Origin of the sequence: Streptomyces sp. NBC_00258 (assembly GCF_036182465.1) — a bacterium.
GTDB lineage: Bacteria > Actinomycetota > Actinomycetes > Streptomycetales > Streptomycetaceae > Streptomyces.
Genome location: NZ_CP108081.1, coordinates 3,492,462 through 3,508,968, shown reverse-complemented (window position 1 = coordinate 3,508,968; position 16,507 = coordinate 3,492,462). Strand labels below are relative to the sequence as shown.

General features: G+C 71.7%; 14 protein-coding genes. 6 read left to right on the top strand and 8 right to left on the bottom strand.

The window, feature by feature from the left end; translation table 11 throughout:
- Positions 1–5 precede the first annotated feature (5 nt).
- The gene (locus tag OG718_RS15655) at positions 6–2,501 is read right to left on the bottom strand and encodes a Pls/PosA family non-ribosomal peptide synthetase (protein WP_443055070.1); all 2,496 of its coding nucleotides are present in this window, start codon (positions 2,499–2,501) and stop codon (positions 6–8) included.
- 791 nt (positions 2,502–3,292) lie between these two features.
- Here OG718_RS15655 and OG718_RS15650 point away from each other — a divergent pair.
- Positions 3,293–4,444 (top strand): YihY/virulence factor BrkB family protein, encoded by a 1,152-nt coding sequence (locus OG718_RS15650; RefSeq protein ID WP_143641830.1) that lies wholly within the window; start codon positions 3,293–3,295, stop codon positions 4,442–4,444.
- A 57-nt stretch (positions 4,445–4,501) separates the two neighbouring features.
- Here OG718_RS15650 and OG718_RS15645 read toward each other — a convergent pair whose 3' ends face one another.
- Positions 4,502–5,338, bottom strand: a complete 837-nt coding sequence (locus OG718_RS15645; protein ID WP_143641831.1) for an NmrA family NAD(P)-binding protein — start codon at positions 5,336–5,338, stop codon at positions 4,502–4,504.
- Positions 5,339–5,418: 80 nt separating this feature from the next.
- On the opposite strand from OG718_RS15645, the gene OG718_RS15640 reads away from it, so the two are divergent.
- Positions 5,419–6,354: an AraC family transcriptional regulator gene (locus OG718_RS15640; RefSeq protein ID WP_143641832.1), complete on the top strand. Its 936-nt coding sequence runs from the start codon at positions 5,419–5,421 to the stop codon at positions 6,352–6,354.
- Positions 6,355–6,364: 10 nt separating this feature from the next.
- A complete protein-coding gene (locus OG718_RS15635) occupies positions 6,365–7,105 on the top strand; it encodes an AraC family transcriptional regulator (protein WP_328844419.1) in 741 nt (246 codons plus the stop codon).
- Between the two features lie 94 nt (positions 7,106–7,199).
- Here OG718_RS15635 and OG718_RS15630 read toward each other — a convergent pair whose 3' ends face one another.
- Together OG718_RS15630 and OG718_RS15625 are read right to left on the bottom strand one after the other, a co-directional pair.
- A complete protein-coding gene (locus tag OG718_RS15630) occupies positions 7,200–7,601 on the bottom strand; it encodes a VOC family protein (protein ID WP_328844418.1) in 402 nt (133 codons plus the stop codon).
- A gap of 69 nt (positions 7,602–7,670) precedes the next feature.
- Complete coding sequence (locus tag OG718_RS15625) at positions 7,671–8,534, bottom strand: LysR family transcriptional regulator (RefSeq protein ID WP_328844417.1); 864 nt, start codon at positions 8,532–8,534, stop codon at positions 7,671–7,673.
- 93 nt (positions 8,535–8,627) lie between these two features.
- Between OG718_RS15625 and OG718_RS15620 the strand changes: the two genes are divergently transcribed.
- Complete coding sequence (locus OG718_RS15620) at positions 8,628–9,365, top strand: SDR family oxidoreductase (protein WP_328844416.1); 738 nt, start codon at positions 8,628–8,630, stop codon at positions 9,363–9,365.
- Here OG718_RS15620 and OG718_RS15615 read toward each other — a convergent pair.
- Positions 9,352–10,740 (bottom strand): amino acid permease, encoded by a 1,389-nt coding sequence (locus OG718_RS15615; RefSeq protein ID WP_328844415.1) that lies wholly within the window; start codon positions 10,738–10,740, stop codon positions 9,352–9,354. The two genes, OG718_RS15620 and OG718_RS15615, sit on opposite strands and share 14 nt — an antisense overlap.
- 187 nt (positions 10,741–10,927) lie before the next feature.
- Here OG718_RS15615 and mmuM point away from each other — a divergent pair, with 187 nt between their 5' ends.
- Complete coding sequence (gene mmuM / locus OG718_RS15610; protein ID WP_143641837.1) at positions 10,928–11,941, top strand: homocysteine S-methyltransferase; 1,014 nt, start codon at positions 10,928–10,930, stop codon at positions 11,939–11,941.
- On the opposite strand, the gene OG718_RS15605 is transcribed toward mmuM, so the two are convergent.
- Entirely contained in the window at positions 11,897–12,982 is a 1,086-nt protein-coding gene (locus OG718_RS15605; RefSeq protein WP_143641838.1) for a LacI family DNA-binding transcriptional regulator, read from the bottom strand. The two genes, mmuM and OG718_RS15605, sit on opposite strands and share 45 nt — an antisense overlap.
- A gap of 348 nt (positions 12,983–13,330) precedes the next feature.
- On the opposite strand from OG718_RS15605, the gene OG718_RS15600 reads away from it, so the two are divergent.
- A complete protein-coding gene (locus OG718_RS15600; RefSeq protein WP_328844414.1) occupies positions 13,331–14,899 on the top strand; it encodes a carboxylesterase/lipase family protein in 1,569 nt (522 codons plus the stop codon).
- Between the two features lie 88 nt (positions 14,900–14,987).
- On the opposite strand, the gene OG718_RS15595 is transcribed toward OG718_RS15600, so the two are convergent.
- Both OG718_RS15595 and OG718_RS15590 read right to left on the bottom strand, forming a co-directional pair.
- Positions 14,988–15,665, bottom strand: a complete 678-nt coding sequence (locus OG718_RS15595) for a ThuA domain-containing protein (protein WP_328844413.1) — start codon at positions 15,663–15,665, stop codon at positions 14,988–14,990.
- A gap of 91 nt (positions 15,666–15,756) precedes the next feature.
- Positions 15,757–16,440 (bottom strand): hypothetical protein, encoded by a 684-nt coding sequence (locus tag OG718_RS15590; protein WP_328844412.1) that lies wholly within the window; start codon positions 16,438–16,440, stop codon positions 15,757–15,759.
- Between the last annotated feature and the right edge of the window lie 67 nt (positions 16,441–16,507).

Here is a 16,507-nt window from a genome sequence, read left to right as displayed (position 1 = left end):
AGCCGTCAGGCGCGTCGCTGAGCGACCGCCGGGTTCCCGCCCCAGTGCGCCCCCGCCGGTACTTCCTCGCCCTTCATCAGGAAGGAGTCGGCGGCCAGTACGGCGCCGTCGCCCACCGACGCCCCGTAGTGCACGAGCGCGCCGACGCCGAGCGTCACGCCGTCGCCGATCTCGATGTGGTCGGACTTGAAGGTGCCGTCCTCCTGCGAGTGCGGCTGCACCTTGGTGTGCGCACCGAGGGTGCTGTCGCTCCCGATGGCGGTGAGCGTGCGCTCCGTGATGGAGCAGCCGTCGTCGAAGACCCTGCGGCCGATACGGACCCCGAGCAGCCGCCAGACCAGGTTCTTGAACGGGGTGCCGTTGTAGACGCTGATGTGCCTGTCGGGGATCTTCCACAGCCGCTCGTGGCGCCAGAAGAGTGGGTCGTAGATGGAGTGCAGCCGGGGCTCCAGCGGACGGAACCGGCAGATCAGCCGCTCCACCAGCACGTAGTAGCCGGTGGTGAACGCGAGGCCGGCGATCAGGGACGCGCCGATCAGCAGACCGCCGGCGGTGCCGAACTCCCCGTACAGGTCGAAGGCGGCGAAGCCCAGGACCGTGAGCACGAACCAGTCGAACCAGCGGATGAACAGGAACAGACCCATGGTGCGCAGGTTGTGCCGGTTCTTCGCGGAGAGGCGACGGTGTAGCTCGTCGCCCTCACGGAGGTGGTCGAAGCGGGTGTCGCGCTCCACGGTCCTCGGGATCTCGAAGGGCGGGGAACCCAGCAGGCCGACCCCTTCGCGTATATCGCCGTCGAGCGGGACCATCACCTTCGTCGCGAGCAGGCAGTTCTCGCCCGTGCGGCCTCCGGCGGGGTAGGCGATGTGGTTCCCGAGGAAGTTGCGCGCCCCGATGGACGTCTGCGAGATGCGGAACGACGTGCCGGAGAACTCGGCGTTCATGATCGACAGTCCGTCGGCGACCATCGTGCCGCTGCCCACGGTGGCCAGGTAGGGCGTCTCGTGGGCCACCTCCGTACCGAAGTTGGAGCCGGTCTGCTCGACGTGCGAGAGGTCGTATCCGAGGGCCCGCAGGTAGTGGACGATGTACGAGCTGTCCCCGCACAGCCACTTGAAGAACTTGACGTTGGTCAGGCGTGCGACGGCACGCTGCACCGAGTAGTGGAAGCCGTGGAGCGGATAGACCCGGTCCGGTTCGAGGGCCAGGTTCAGCAGCCGCGGCAGTACGGACACGGTGACGAAGCCGATCAGGATGAAGCCCACGAAGAGCGCGAGCGACAGACCGAGCGCCTCGGCGTAGAACCGCGCCGACGTGATGTGCCGCGTCTCCCGGTCGAGCAGCACGTCCAGCGCGGGCGCCACCGTGAGCAGCATGTACGTGCCCCCGATGAGGAGCGGCACATAGAGGAACAGTGTCTGCAGCACGGTGGCCAGGCCGTAGCCCGCCCGCCGCGCGGTGCCGCAGTCCGCGGGCTCGACCCGTACGTACTCGACGTCCGTGCGCTGGGCGGGGGAGCCGTGCCAGTGCTGACCGTCCGGCACCGACGCGCCGCCGTACAGCGCGGACGAGTGGCCGAGCTGGGAGCCGTCCCCCATGGAGGTGCCGATGTCGAGGACGGTCTTCTCGCCGACGAAGACGTCGCGGCCCAGGGTGACCGGGCCGGTGCGTATCCGTCCGGCGTGAGCCTGGTAGCAGAGGAAGTAGGAGTCCTTGCGGATCACCGTGCCCGCGCCGACGGTGAACAGGTCGGTGCAGACCGGGACGGAGGGGGAGAGGATCGTGACGCCCTTGCCGATCCGCGCCCCGAGCGCCCGCAGGTAGAGCACGTAGAGCGGGTTGCCGGCGAACAGGACCATCGGGTTGGCGTGCAGCAGTGCCTTGACGGTCCAGAAGCGCAGATAGGCCAGGCTCCAGACGGGGAACTCGGTCTCCTTCCAGCGGCCGACCAGCACCCACTTGGCCACCACGGGCAGCGCGCACATCCCGACGAAGACGGCACCGCCGAAGACGGCCGACCGCAGGTAGACGTCCACCAGGCCGTCCGCGGCCGAGACCCAGTCGTACCCCTGAGCGGTGACGAGCCCGGAGAGCAGGCAGTACGCCGTGAAGACCAGGAACTGGAGTGCTCCGCACAGGACATAGCGCGCGGTGCTGCCCGGTGGAGGAGGCTCGGCCGGTTCGGGAGCGGGCGCCGGCGGCTCGTCCGGGACCTCGGCCAGCGCCGCCGCGAGACCCCGTATCGTCGGGTGCCCGTACACGTCCCGCATCGACACGGCCGGCAGGTCGGGATGCTTCCTGACCCGGGCGCAGAAGTGGGCCATCACCAGGGAGTTGGCACCGAGGTCGTCGAAGAAGTGGCTGTCGACGGGGACCCGCTCGACGCGTACGACGCCGGCCAGCACCTCCGCGAGGACGTGTTCGGTGCCGTTCGCCGGGGCGTGGGTGGTCAGGGAGCCGGCCGGAGCGGCGGTCGTGACCTCACCTGGATTTACCACCACTTGATCTCCTTGCTGATGATTACTGCTACTTGTTGACCGTTCGGAGTGATTGGTACTCCGGATGGGAATACGAAGGAATCACGCCCGCAGTTTCATCGGGCAGCCGAATTGGCTATGCCTGAGGCGTGGGTGAACCAGGGTGATTCCGATGTGATTCCGGTGTGCCGGAAGAAGGAGTTGTTCCGGAAGAAAGGGCTCGGGCCGGAAGGAAGAATTGTGCTCATGGAAATGAGATGGCAGACGAGAGGAAATTGTTCGCCGAGTGTCTGAAGTGGCCGCGTGAAAAGGTGCAGAGCAGCACGGCATGATCCGCGTGGTTCCCACGCGGATCACGGGTAACGCGGCTGTGTCGGGCCCTGGTCCAGGCCTTTCTGAGTCCCCCGTGTCGTGGTGCACTGAGCCGTCCCCACGTGCCCAGCGGAATGCAATCCGAATTGTTTACGTGTGCTCATGAACGGGTCAAGGGCGTTTCGTCCTATGGCGCTTTCTCGCCGTTCGGACCTTCATCGAATGCACCCCTGAACCGTCCCCTCCGCACGTGCGACCGGGGAACTCACCTTATGGATGGCGTATATGCTGTCGCGCGTTCCACTTCTGGAGGGTGAGTAATTCAGCCAACGCGGTCATGACAGAAAGCCGGTTCGATTTTCCTTTACGATTTCTGTCGGGTTGCTGCCGCTTTTCTTTCGTATGACGGAACCGGGAGGGCGGAAGCGCGCCGCCGGGCATGTCGGACCCGGCCGTGGTACCGCGGGATGAGTGCAACCTCGCACGGCGGATACCTTTAGGGCGTGCAGCCAGCAAGTGAAACCCCTCAGAGCGCGTCCGGCCGTCTCCATCGGGCCCGTGCCCTCTATCGGAACGTCTCCAAGCGCAGGACCGCCTGGCTGCTGATCAAGGACACCGTCAACTCGTGCATCGAGTACCGGATCCTCGGACTCGCGGCGGAGGCGGCGTTCTTCACGCTGCTGTCCGTGCCGCCGCTGCTGCTCAGCATGCTCGGCCTGCTGGTCTACGTGGACGACTGGACCGGCGCCGACACCATCGCCAGCGTGGAGACCAACCTCCTGGAGGCGTCCCGCACGATCCTCACCGACAAGGGCGTCACACAGATCGCCGAGCCGGTCCTCCACGACGTCATGGAGGGCGGCCGCCCCGACGTCATCTCCCTCGGCTTCCTGTTCGCCCTGTGGTCGGGCTCGCGCGCGGTGAACGTCTTCATCGACACCATCACCGTCATGTACGGGCTCGACGGCGTGCGCGGCATCGTCAAGACCCGGCTCGTGGCCTTCGCGCTGTTCCTCGCGGCGCTGCTCATCGGCTCCATCGTGCTGCCGCTGGTCGTCGCGGGCCCGGACGCCGTGGTGAACGTCGTCCCCTGGTCGGAGAACGTCGTACAGGGGCTGTACTGGCCTGTCGTCATCGTGCTGTCCATCGCCTTCCTGACGACGCTGTACCACGTGTCGGTACCGGTGCGATCGCCCTGGGTCGAGGACGTGCCGGGCGCCCTGGTGGCCCTCGCCATGTGGGTGCTGGGCAGCTTCCTGCTGCGTATCTACCTGACCAACACGGTCGAGGGCCCCAGCATCTACGGCTCCCTGGCCGCGCCCGTCGCCGTGCTGCTGTGGATCGGCGTCTCCGCCTTCGCGGTCCTCGTCGGCGCCGCCGTCAACGCGGCCATCGACCGGGTCTGGCCGGCCGCGGCCACCGCCGCCGCGCGAGCCGTCAACGAACGGCTGCGCGCCGAGCAGGCCGCCGACCTGGTGGCCCGCGCGGCCGCGGCGAGGGCCCACCTCGCCGACGACCCGGACGACCCCGACATGCCCTCCGAGTTCCCGGAGCGCTGGTCCCGCTTCCTGCCCCCGGAGGACGTGACCTCCCGGCTGCGGACGCATGCGAAGACCACCCCCAAGAACGGCGACGAGACGCCCCCGCCGCAGTGACCGCGACGGGGGCGCCAGGGTGCGCTCCGGAACATTTCGGGGGTACGCCGGCGGCCGTCAGACCTTCCACACGCCGGTTGCCGCGAGCTCCCGCGCGAAGTCCGTGAAATCGCGCGGCGCGCGCCCCAGAACCTGCCGGACGGTCTCCGTGGACCGGGCGTTGCCGCCGTCGAGCAGCCCGTCGAAGACCTCCTCCATGAACGCGACCTCCTCGGGCGGCAGCCCGAACCCGGCCAGGATCGCCCCGTACTCCTTCGTCGACACCGGCACGTACCGGATCTCCCGGCCCGCCGCGGCGGAGATCTCCGCCATGGCCTCACGGAACGAGAGCAGCCGCGCCCCGGTGATCTCCAGGGTCCGGCCCGCGTACGAGGAGTCCGCCAGCGCCTTCACGACCACGTCCGCGAGGTCCCGCGTGTCGATGAACGGCACCTTCACCTCACCGGCGGGGAACACGAACTCACCACTCCGCACGCCCTCCAGCAGCAGGCCCTCGCTGAAGTTCTGGAAGAACCAGTCGGCCTGCACGACCGTCCACTCGGCACCCGACTCGCGCAGCGCCCGCTCGGCCGGCTCCGCCTGCCGCTCGCCGCGCGCCGACAGCATCACCAGACGGCGTACGCCGAGCTCCTGGGCCTGCCGCGCGAGGGCGGCGATGTTCTCCGCGGCACCCGGCGCGCCGATGTCCGGGGTGTACGCCAGATACGCCGCGTGCGCGCCGCGCAGCGCCTCGGTCCAGGTCGAGGAGTCGTACCAGTCGAAGCGCACCTCGCTGCTGCGCGAAGCGGCCCGTACACCGAACCCGGCGGCCTTCGCGGACTCCGCCACCTGACGCCCCGTCTTGCCCGAGGCCCCCGTCACCAACACCGTCTCGTTCCGCGTGTTTTCCGTCATGAGCCCAGTCAACGGCCCCGCGGCGAAAGGGAACATCGCTGAAGCTCTCGTTCCCATAAGGGCGCGTCTACCCTGAGGTCATGGACGCACTCGCAGGCCTTCTGGAAGGTCCACGCGCGCGTGGCGCCTTCATGATCCGAGCGTGTTTCGAGCCGCCCTGGTCCCTGCGCATCGAGGACCGTGCCCCGCTCACCGTCATGCTCCTGGTGCGCGGGCATGCCTGGATCACGCCCGAGGACGGGGAGCGGGTGCGGTTGCGGGCCGGTGACCTCGCCATCGCGCGCGGCCCCGACCCCTACACCTGCGCCGACGACCCGTCGACCGCGCCCCAGGCGGTGATCCTGCCGAACCAGGTGTGCACCTACCCGGACGGCCGTTCGCTGAAGGGCCGGATGGACCTGGGCGTCCGCACCTGGGGCGCGCGGCTCGACGGCTCGATGGTGATGCTGATCGGGACGTATCCGATGCACGGCGAGGTCAGCGGGCGGCTGCTGGACGCGCTGCCGGCGCTGCTGACCCTGCCCTCCGACGTGTGGGAGTGCCCGCTCACCCCGCTGATCATGGAGGAGATCGTGCGGGACGAGCCCGGCCAGGAGGTCGTCCTCGACCGGTTGCTCGACCTGCTGGTCATCGCCGCGCTGCGGGCCTGGTTCTCCCGCCCCGAGGCCGAGGCGCCCGCCTGGTACCAGGCTCTCGCCGACCCCGTCGTGGGCCGGGTCCTGCGACTCCTCCAGGACGACCCCGCGCACCCCTGGACGGTCGCCTCCCTCGCCACGAAGGCCGGCGTCTCACGGGCCGCGCTCGCCCGCCGCTTCAGCGAACTCGTGGGCGAACCACCGATGACGTACCTGACCGGCTGGCGCCTCGCCCTCGCCGCCGACCGGCTGCGCGGCACCGAGGACACCCTGGAGGCGATCGCCCGCCAGGTCGGCTACGGCAGCGCGTTCGCACTGTCCAGTGCCTTCAAGCGGGTCTACGGGGTCAGCCCGCAGGAACACCGGACGAGGGCGGCGTAGCGATTTGTCTGTGGCTGGATCGGCTGGATCGGCTGGGTCGTACGTGGAGGACGTGTCGCCGAGCCCGTACCGGGAGCGGGCGTCGCGGCTCCCGGGCGCGGTCGTCTGGACCCGTACCGCCGTGCCGGGCGACTCGGCGCCGGTGCTGCCCGACGGGTGCATGGACCTGCTGTGGACCGAGGGGCGGCTCTTCGTCGCCGGGCCCGACACCCGCGCGTACGTGAGCGAAGCGTCCGGCGGCACCCGGTTCGCGGGCGTCCGGTTCTTCCCCGGGACGGCGCCCGCCTATCTCGGCGTCCCGGCGCACGAACTGCGCGACCGGCGGGTCGACCTCGCGGATCTGTGGAGCGCGGGGGCCGTCCGGCGGCTGACCGAGCGGGTGGACGCGGCGGCCGATCCCGCCGCCGCGCTGGAGGCCTTGGCCGTGGCACGGGCGGGCGATGTCGATCCGCCCGATCCGTGGGTGCGGGGCGCCGTCGCGGGGCTGTCCGCGGGACGTTCCGTCGCCTCGGTCGCGGACGCGGTGGGGTGGAGCGAACGGCAGCTGCACCGGCGGGCGCGGGGCGTCTTCGGCTATGGGCCGAAGACGCTGGCGAGGATCCTGCGCCTGCAGCGGGCGTTGGGGCTGGCGCGGGACGGGGTGCCTCTGGCGGACACCGCCGCGCGGGCCGGCTTCGCCGATCAGGCTCACCTGGCGCGTGACGTACGGGAGCTGGCGGGGGCGCCGTTGGGGGAGTTGCTGCGGCGTTGAGGGTGTGGTCGGGTCCGTGAGTGGGCGCGTGCGGGCCGGTGGGGGCTGGTCGCGCAGTTCCCCGCGCCCCTGAAGGGGCCGGCCCATTCGTTTCCTAGGCCGTGCTGCTCAGCGGTGCGAACAGGTCCACGCCGTTGCCGTCCGGGTCGAGTACGACCGCGTAGCGCATGCCCCAGTCGGCGTTCCAGGGCTTGAGCTCGGAGGCGTAGCCGGCGGCCACCAACTCCTCGTACGTGGCGTCGACGTCCGCCGGGCTGTCGCACGCGAAGGCCAGGCCGACCCTTCCCTCACCCGTCGGCGGCTGCCAGCCGGGGTGGAAGGAGCGGATCGTGTCCTCCGTGTCGAGGGCGAAGCGCAGGCCGCCGGGCAGGCCCGCCTCGACGTGCGGCTGCTTCTCGGAGCCCTCGGGGAATTCGAGTCCCAGGCGGCGGTAGAAGGTCAGGGAGGCGGCCATGTCGGAGACGACGAGGCCGATGAGGTCGAATCGTGGAGTCATGGGACCACCGTAGGAAGGACGGTGGACGGTGGTCTTGAACGAATCGGACACGGCGACAGCCTCACGGGGTCAAAGCTGTGTGGCCGTGCGGATCAGGCCGGCGAGGGCGAGGGAGCGGCTGTGCGCGGGCCAGGCGATGTGGGTGACGACCGGGGGCGCGTCGGCCAGGGGGACGGCGGTGTGCTCGGCCCACAGCCAGGCGCGGGCGGACTCGGGGAAGACGGCCACGGTGCGTCCGAGGGCGATCAGCTGGGCCAGCTGCGTCTGGTCGTGGATCTCGGGGCCCGGGCCGGGCGGGTACGTGCCGTTGCGGGACCAGCGGGCGAGCGGGAGGTCGGGGATGTCGCCGACGTCGGCCAGGGTCAGTGACTTGTGCGTGGCGAGGGGGTGGCCGGCGGGCAGGATGGCGATCTGTCCCTCGGTCAGCAGTTCCTCGCTGTCGAACCCGGCGAGGGAGTTGAACGGCTTGTGCATGAGCGCCACATCGGCGCGGCCGTCGCGCAGCAGCTCCGCATGCTCGCACATGCCGCTCGGCAGCACCTCGATCTCGGCGGCGTCGGGCTCGGCAGCGTAGGCCGCCAGGAGCTTCTGCAGCAGTTCGTGGGACGCGGCGGCCTTCACCGCCAGCACCAGGCGGTTGCGGCGACCGCCCGGACCGTCGGCGCCACCCGCGCGACGGGTGCGGCGAGCGGCGGCGGTGGTCGCGTCGAGGGCCGCGCGGCCCTCGTGCAGCAGCACCTCTCCGGCGCCGGTGAGGGTGACGCCGCGGCGGTTGCGTTCCAGCAGGGTGACGCCGAGGCGGCGCTCCAGCTGCTGGATGGCCCGGGACAGCGGCGGTTGGGCCATGCCGAGGCGCTCGGCGGCGCGGCCGAAGTGCAGTTCCTCGGCGACGGCGACGAAGTACCTCAACTCGCGGGTCTCCAAGGTGTCCATGGCCTCAACGTACGCCAGTGATACCCGCCGGGTATGACAGGGCACCGTATCGGTGTTGGATGCGCCGCTCGTCCGCGAGTGAACATCAACGGCATGAGCGAAGCGAGGATCGCGCTGGTGACCGGCGCGAACAAGGGAATCGGGTACGAGATCGCGACCGGTCTCGGTGCCCTCGGGTACCGCGTGGGCGTGGGAGCCCGCGACGAGGCCCGGCGCGGGAGTGCCGTCGAGAAGCTGCGCGCCGCCGGGGTGGACGCGTTCGGGGTTCCGCTGGACGTGACCGCCGACCTGAGCGTCACGGATGCCGCGGAACTGGTCGAACGGCAGGCCGGGCGCCTGGACGTCCTGGTCAACAACGCCGGCATCTCGGGAGAGGTGGGCCCGGGGTGGGTGCAGGACCCGACCGCGCTCGACCTCGACCTGGTCCGCACGGTCGTGGAGACCAACGTCATCGGTGTCATCCGGGTGACCAACGCGATGCTGCCGCTGCTGCGGCGCTCGGCGTCGCCACGGATCGTCAACGTCTCCAGTTCCGTCGCCTCCCTGACCCGGCAGGCGGACCCGGACATCGAGATCGGCCCCGTCATGGCGGCCTACTCGCCGTCGAAGTCGTTCCTCAACGCCGTCACCGTGCAGTACGCCCGGCAGCTCGCCGGCACGAACATCCTGATCAACGCCGCCTGCCCGGGCCTGGTCGCGACCGACTTCACCGGCTTCCAAGGGCCCCGCACTCCCGAGCAGGGCGCGGCCACGGCGATCCGGCTCGCCACGCTGCCCGACGGCGGCCCGACCGGTTCGTTCTTCGAGGACGACGGCGTCATCCCCTGGTGACCCCGGACCGCCGCCCGCCCTCGGACCGCCCCCGCAGCCACACGTACACGGGGATCCCCGCGAACAGGAACAACACCCCCTGGTACACGGCCGCGTACCCCGCCCCCGCGATCAGCCAGAACGAGAAGGCGAAGGAGAGGGCGGCGACGATCAGGTCCCGTGCCAGGCCCGCGGGGCGGACCCGTTCACGTGTTCCCTGGGCGAGCCAGTACAACTGGGCCGCGGCAGACAGCAGATACGGCACGCACCCGGTGAAGGTGGTGATGAGTACGAGCACGCGGAACGTGGTGTCGGGTCCCGCCGTGTAGTTGAGGCCGATCAGAACCGTGCCGAGGGAGGCGCAGGCAAGGACACCGAAACCGGGAACACCGCCCTTGCCCACGCGGGCGAACCTCGCCGGGAACAGCCCGTCGCGGGCGGCGGCGTACGGCATCTGGGCGCTCATCAGGATCCACCCGTTGAGGCAGCCGACCATCGACGCGACGGCGACGATCGCGATGAGCGTGCCGCCCCGGTGGCCGCCGGTCATCGCGTCGACGGCGTCGGCGAACGGCGCGCCGGACTGGGCGAGTTCGCCGTGCGGGACGAGCCCGAAGACCGCGACCGTGCCGAGGAGGTAGACGAGCGCCGAGCCGAGCGTGCCCAGCACGCTCGCGCGGCCGACCGTGCGCTCCGGGTCGCGGACCTCGCCCGCGCTCATCGCGGCCGACTCTACGCCCAGGAAGCTGTAGAGGAGCAGCGCGGCGGAGGCGGCGAGCGCGCCGGGCACGCTGTCGCCCGAGGCGTTGAACGGGCCGAAGTTGTCGGTGTCGATGAAGAAGAGCCCGACGGTGGCGACCAGGAGCAGCGGCACGAACTTGAGGATCGTCGACACGATCTGCACCCCGCCGACCCAGCGGGTGCCCGCGAAGTTCGCGGCGGCGGGCAGCCACAGCGCGGCAGCCGCCACGGCCGCCTCCAGGGCCCGGTTGCCGTCCAGCGGCAGCAGCACATCGGCGTATCCGACGGTCGCGACCGCGAGCGCGGCGATGCTGACCCAGGTCATGGTCCAGTACGACCAGGCCGACAGAAAGCCCGCGAACTCGCCGAACGCGTCCCGCGGATACACGTACAGACCGCCGGTGACCGGGCTGCGGCGCGCGAGCTTCCCGAAGAGCAGGGCGAGCAGCACCGCGCCTATCGAGAGGATGACGAAGGCGACCAGGCTGACCGTGCCGTACGGCGCGACGGTGGCGGGCAGCACGAAGATGCCGCCGCCGATGATGTTGCCCATGACGAGGGCGGTGGCGGCGGCGAGGCCGAAGGTGCGGCGGGGCGCGGCCGGGGCCGGACCGGGCGGTGTTCCACCGGCCTCGGTGGTGCTGGGGGCAGTCATGGCACTTCCGGATTCCGTGGGGACGCGCCGCATCGCGTCCGGCGGCCACGGCGACGCCGGTCGACGCACTGCGGCGTACGGGGTGTGGGGAGGCCGTGATCGTAACCCCACATCCCACATGGTGGGCAATCTGTTCACACACTGGACACGTACGGGCATCCGCCGCGCCTTCGACTAGCGTCGTGACATGAGCAGCGACACCACCCGCGATCCCTCTCCCGCCGCCCCGCGCACCCTCGCCGAGGCGCTCGCCGCCGGCACCGCCGTCCTCGACGGGGGCATGTCCAACCAACTCGAATCGGCCGGGCACGACCTGAGTGACGAGTTGTGGTCGGCGCGGCTGCTCGCCGAGCGGCCCGAGGCCATCACCGAGGCGCATCTGGCGTACTTCGAGGCGGGCGCCGACGTGGCGATCACCTCCAGCTACCAGGCCACCTTCGAGGGCTTCGCGGGGCGCGGCATCTCCCGCGAGCGCGCCGCCGAACTGCTCGGGCTCAGTGTCGAACTCGCCCGCGAGGCGGCCCGGCGGGCCGAGGCGAAGGGTGTGCGCGGGCCGCTGTGGGTGGCGGCGTCGGTGGGCCCGTACGGGGCGATGCTCGCGGACGGTTCGGAGTACCGGGGCAGGTACGGGCTGAGCGTGGCCGAGCTTGAGCGGTTCCACCGGCCCCGGCTGGAGGTGCTGGCGGGGGCGGGCCCTGACGTCCTGGCTCTTGAGACCGTGCCCGACGCCGACGAGGCGCGGGCGTTGCTGCGGGCGGTGCGCGGGCTCGGCGTACCGGCGTGGCTGTCGTACAGCGTCGCCGGGGACCGGACCAGGGCCGGGCAGCCGCTGGAGGAGGCCTTCGGACTCGCCGCCGACGCCGACGAGGTGATCGCGGTGGGCGTCAACTGCTGCGCCCCCGACGACGTGGACGCCGCGGTGGCGACCGCCGCACGCGTCACCGGCAAGCCGGTCGTGGTCTACCCGAACAGCGGCGAGACCTGGGACGCCGAGGCGCGCGCCTGGACCGGCCGCTCCACCTTCGCCCCCGAACAGGTCAGCGGCTGGGAGCGGGCCGGGGCCCGGCTGATCGGCGGGTGCTGCCGGGTCGGCCCGACGGCGATCACGGGGATCGCCGAAGCACTTGCCTCAGCCGGCTCACTTGCCTCACCCGGTTCACTCGATTCGCCCAACTCGCTCGGCCCGCTCGACTCCGCGTGAGGCCGCTTCGGGCCGGCGGGGTGCCGTGCTCGCCCGCACCACCAGCCGCGTGGACAACTCCGTACGCGTCCCCTCCGGCTGCTCACCGGCCATCATCCGCACCAACAGGCGCAGTGCCGTCGCAGCCATCTCGGCGAGCGGCTGGCGGACGGTCGTCAGGGCCGGCGAGGCCCAGTGGGCCTCGGGCAGATCGTCGAAGCCCACCACGCTGACGTCGTCCGGGACGGAGAGCCCCCGCTCGGCGAGTGCCCGGTACGCGCCGAGGGCCATGCGGTCCGAGCAGACGAAGACGGCCGTGGGCGGTTCCGGCAGATCGAGGAGCTCCAGCATGCGGCGGTGCGCGGCACTCTCGTCGAAGTTGCCGTAGCGCAGGTACTCGGGGCGGTGGCGCAGTCCGGCCGCCGCGAGCGCCGAGCGGTAGCCGGAGACGCGCGCGGTGCTGCACATCTTGCGGCGGTAGCCGGCGATGACGGCTATGCGTTCGTGGCCGAGGGAGAGCAGATGCTCGGTGGCGGTCACCCCGCCGTGCCAGTTGGCGGCGCCCACCGAGACGACCCCGGGCGGCGGTTCGAGCACCGGGTCGATCAGCACGAACGGGATGCGGTGCTGGTCCAGCCAGGCGTACTGGGACGCGGTCAGCTCGGAGAGGTTGAACAGCACCCCGGAGGAGCCGCGCGTGGAGAGCTTGTCCAGCCAGCCGCGTTCCGGCCGGCCGCCCCGGGTCCGGGTCAGTCCCGCCGAGACGACCACCTCGAGCCCCGCGTCGTGCGCCGCCTCCTCCACGCCGTGCAGGATCGAGCCCGACCAGGAGTTCTCCAGCGAGTGAACGACGAGGTCGACCAGGCCGGGCGACTTCACCGCGTCGAACCGGGGTCTGCGGACGTAGCCGAGCCGGTCGAGCGCCTCAGTCACCCGGCGGCGGGTCTCCGGCGCCACGTCCTCGCGGCCGTTGACGACCTTGGAGGCCGTCGGTACGGAAACGCCCGCCTCGCGTGCGACGACCGCGAGGGTCGGCCCGGCCACGCTTCCGGTACGCACCATGGAAGCCCACCTCTCCAGGCCCCGTCCCGAGGGCCGTCGAAAGTTTCGGGTAGAAAGCGCTTCCTACAGTAAGGCCGCTGTGACACGCCGTGGAAGAGCCGGTATTCAACGGAATCTCGCGGAGCCGAAACTTTCGAAATGTCGAACACGCAGGTCCCGGGCGCCTTGGGCCTGCCGCCCCGCCCTGCCGGACGGAGGGCCACGCGGCGGATTTCACCCTTCCCGGGACCGCGCCGAGGCTGCCCCGGGACTGCTCCGGGACCGCCCTGGGGCTGCGTGACACAGGGGTTGTGTGATGCGCTGAGGGGGCAGGCCCTGTGGTTCCCGCCGTGGTGAGGAGATGGTCGAATGACCGAGGGTCCCGTGGTCGGCACCCCCTACGGTGCCGTTCGAGGCCGTTACGAGAACGGCCTCGCCGTGTTCCGGGGCATCCCCTACGCCGCCCCTCCCTTCGGCCCCCGCCGCTTCCGGCCGCCCGTCCCGCCCGAGCCGTGGGACGGCGTGCGCGACGCGGGCACCTTCGGGCCGACGCCGCCCAAGCCGCCGTACTCCGAGGCCTTCGCGAAGCTGCTCTCCGACCCGGTCGTGCCGGGCGACGACATCCTCAACCTGAACGTGTGGACGCCCGAGCCGGGCCCCGGCGCCCGCCTGCCCGTCATGGTGTGGATCCACGGCGGGGCGCTGACCCGCGGCTCGTCGGCGGTACCGGTGTACGACGGCCGGGCCTTCGCCCGCGACGGCCTGGTGTTCGTCTCGCTCAACTACCGCCTGGGCGTGGAGGGTTACGGCCTCTTCCCGGACGCCCCCGCCAACCCGGGCCTGCGCGACCAGCTCGCCGCGCTGGAGTGGGTGCGGGACGCGATCGCCGGGTTCGGCGGCGATCCGGGCCGGGTGACGGTCTTCGGCGAGTCCGCCGGCGCGATCAGCATCGGGGCACTGCTGGCGAGCCCCCGTGCCCGGGGACTGTTCCGGCGGGCCGCGCTGCAGAGCGGGCCGCCCGAGGTGACGGAACGGGACAAGGTGCGGCGCCTGGTGCGGCGTATGGCCACCCGGCTGAGGATCCCCGCGACCGCCGAGGCGTTCGCCGCCGCCGACCGGGCCGCCCTGGCCGAGGCGCAGGCCGAGGTGGGCCGCCGTGCCAGCCCGGTCCTCGGGGGCCCCGCGTTCGGCATCGTCGTCGACGGCGACCTCGTGCCGCGCGATCCGCTGGAGGCGCTGCTCGACGGCGGCGCGGCCCGGGACGTAGACCTGTTGCTGGGCTGGACCAGCGAGGAGTACCGGCTGTGGCTCGCGCCCACCGGCCTCCTGGAACGCATCGACCGGCTGGGCCCGGTCGCCCTGGCCGGCGCGATGGCCCGCTGCCGCTGCGGCCCCGAGGTCCCGCGCGGCTACCGGCTGGCCCATCCCGACGTGAGCACCGCCGACCTGGTGGGCCAGCTGGTCACCGACCATCTGCTCCGCGTACCGCTGCACCGCCTGGCGGACGCCCACCCTGCGCCCTCGTACGTCTACGAGTTCGCCTGGCCCTCCAACGTCCCCGGCCTCGGCGCCTGCCACGCCCTGGAGCTCGGTTTCGTCTTCGACACGGCCGATGTGCCCGAGTCCGCCAAGCTCGCCGGGCCCGGGGCCCCGCAGGCTCTCGCCGACGAGATGCACTCGGCGTGGGTGCGGTTCGCCGTCGAGGGGGACCCGGGGTGGCCGGTGTGGGACGCCACGCATCCGGTACGGGTCTTCGGCGCGGGAGGACCCGCGGTCGTGCACGGACCTCGGGATCGCGAACTCGCCCTGTGGGAAGCAGAGTTCGCCGCCTCGGAGGCCACGGCCGCCGCCGACGGCCAGAAGACGCCGAAGCCGGGTGCGGTGCCGTTGTCGGTCGTGCGGCGCCTTCGGAGGCCAGGAGGTGTGCGGCGGGGGTGACGACCGAGGGCCGTCCTCCTGTCTCCGTCCGCCCGCCTCCGCTCTTCCGTCTCCGTCCGCCCGTCACAGGGCGCGTTCCGTCCGCCCCTCACCGGCCGCCGATTCGACCCGCCCAGCCGATTCCGCCGAGCAGGTGCTGCCGGAAGTCCGGATCCTCGTAGGCCTCCGAGGCGTGGCCGAGGGCGGTGTAGAAGACCCGGCCCGCGCCCTGTTCGCGGCACCACACGAGCGGATGGTCGTCCCCCATGCCGCCTCCCTCGTACGAGGATTCGTCGGCGGAGACGAGCACGCGCACCGCGTCGCGCGGGTTCGTGCGGAAGTCGTACCACTCGTCGGTGAAGTCCCAGACGGCGGGCAGATGCCGGGTGGCGGGGTGATCACGGTCCTCCACCACCGCCTTGCCCGGCTGGTGCTCGGGGTGCCGCGCGAACCTGGCCCCGAGCAACTCGCCGTAGTAGGGCCAGTCGTACTCCGTGCAGGCCGCCGCGTGCACCCCGACGAAGCCGCCGCCCGCCTCGACGTACGCGGCGAGGTGCTCCCGGCCGGCGGGCGTCAGGATGTCGCCACTGGTGGAGAGGAAGACGACGGCCGCGTACGGGTCGACGGGGGCGTCGAAGAAGTCGGGGGCCTCCGTCGCGTGGACGGTGAAACCGTGCGCGGCCCCGAGCGACCGTAGGGCGGCGATGCCGTCGGGTATCGACTCGTGGCGGTAGTCCGTGGTGCGGGTGTGGACGAGGACACGGGGTTCGAGGTGCTGCGCTGCCATGGGATCCGACTCTATGGCGCGCTGTCGCGCGGGCCGGAGGGCCGGCGGCACGGACGGGAGTCCGAAACTTTCGGTCCGGCGGGCCGGTCGCTCAACCCGACGCGCCCACCTCGTTGTCGGGCGCCCCGTCGCCGACCGGCGGCAGGTCCCCGCGCTCGACCGGCTCGGTGGCGGCACCCTCGGGCGCCGGCGGCAGGAGGGCGGTCAGTTCGGCGGCGTCCGGGTGGTGTGCCGCCTCCGCGGCCGCGCGCAGGACGGCGCGGGCCGGCCCGTTCGCGTCACCGACCAGCCGGATCACATGGCCGTCGCGCGGCACGGCGTACTCGTGCCGGCCACCGGCCTTCCTGTACCAGCCGTCCCCGTCGCGCTCACAGGTGACCGCCTCGCCCGATCCCTGCCCCACCTGCGTTTTTGGGCAGTTCTCCGCGGTCAACGTGCCCCGGTCCACGAAGAGTTCGAACTGGGCATGGGTCTTCTGTGAGAAGTACGCGGTGTGGAACCCGTCGCCCCCGAACACTCCCACCGACTGCTGGGCCACGGCGAACCCCGGGGCCCCGGTGACGTAGACGTGCTCCGGCGCGATCCCCAAGGCCCGGGCGCGGGCGGCGAGTTCGGCGGGGTCGGCCGGGCTGCCCGTGCCCTTGTCGGTACCGCCCGTCCCGGCGTCGGCACCGGCCGCGCCCGTGTCGGCCCCGGCCCCCGCCTCCTCCGTACCGCAGGAAACGAGCAACAGGGGCAGGAGCAGCAGCGGCAGGACTCGCGCGGCACGGATCATGGGAGCCATCCTGCCGCACAGGTGTTCCCCATGTCCGGGCCGGCTGCGGGGAGGCGCTCCGGCCTCG

Excerpts from the sequence above, each read along its gene's own strand:
- OG718_RS15645 (WP_143641831.1), bottom strand. The coding sequence starts at position 5,338 with ATGACGGAAAACACGCGGAACGAGACGGTGTTGGTGACGGGGGCCTCG.
- OG718_RS15640 (WP_143641832.1), top strand. The coding sequence starts at position 5,419 with ATGGACGCACTCGCAGGCCTTCTGGAAGGTCCACGCGCGCGTGGCGCC.
- OG718_RS15630 (WP_328844418.1), bottom strand. The coding sequence starts at position 7,601 with ATGACTCCACGATTCGACCTCATCGGCCTCGTCGTCTCCGACATGGCC.
- OG718_RS15625 (WP_328844417.1), bottom strand. The coding sequence starts at position 8,534 with ATGGACACCTTGGAGACCCGCGAGTTGAGGTACTTCGTCGCCGTCGCC.
- OG718_RS15620 (WP_328844416.1), top strand. The coding sequence starts at position 8,628 with ATGAGCGAAGCGAGGATCGCGCTGGTGACCGGCGCGAACAAGGGAATC.
- OG718_RS15615 (WP_328844415.1), bottom strand. The coding sequence starts at position 10,740 with ATGACTGCCCCCAGCACCACCGAGGCCGGTGGAACACCGCCCGGTCCG.
- mmuM (WP_143641837.1), top strand. The coding sequence starts at position 10,928 with ATGAGCAGCGACACCACCCGCGATCCCTCTCCCGCCGCCCCGCGCACC.
- OG718_RS15605 (WP_143641838.1), bottom strand. The coding sequence starts at position 12,982 with ATGGTGCGTACCGGAAGCGTGGCCGGGCCGACCCTCGCGGTCGTCGCA.
- OG718_RS15600 (WP_328844414.1), top strand. The coding sequence starts at position 13,331 with ATGACCGAGGGTCCCGTGGTCGGCACCCCCTACGGTGCCGTTCGAGGC.
- OG718_RS15595 (WP_328844413.1), bottom strand. The coding sequence starts at position 15,665 with ATGGCAGCGCAGCACCTCGAACCCCGTGTCCTCGTCCACACCCGCACC.
- OG718_RS15590 (WP_328844412.1), bottom strand. The coding sequence starts at position 16,440 with ATGATCCGTGCCGCGCGAGTCCTGCCGCTGCTGCTCCTGCCCCTGTTG.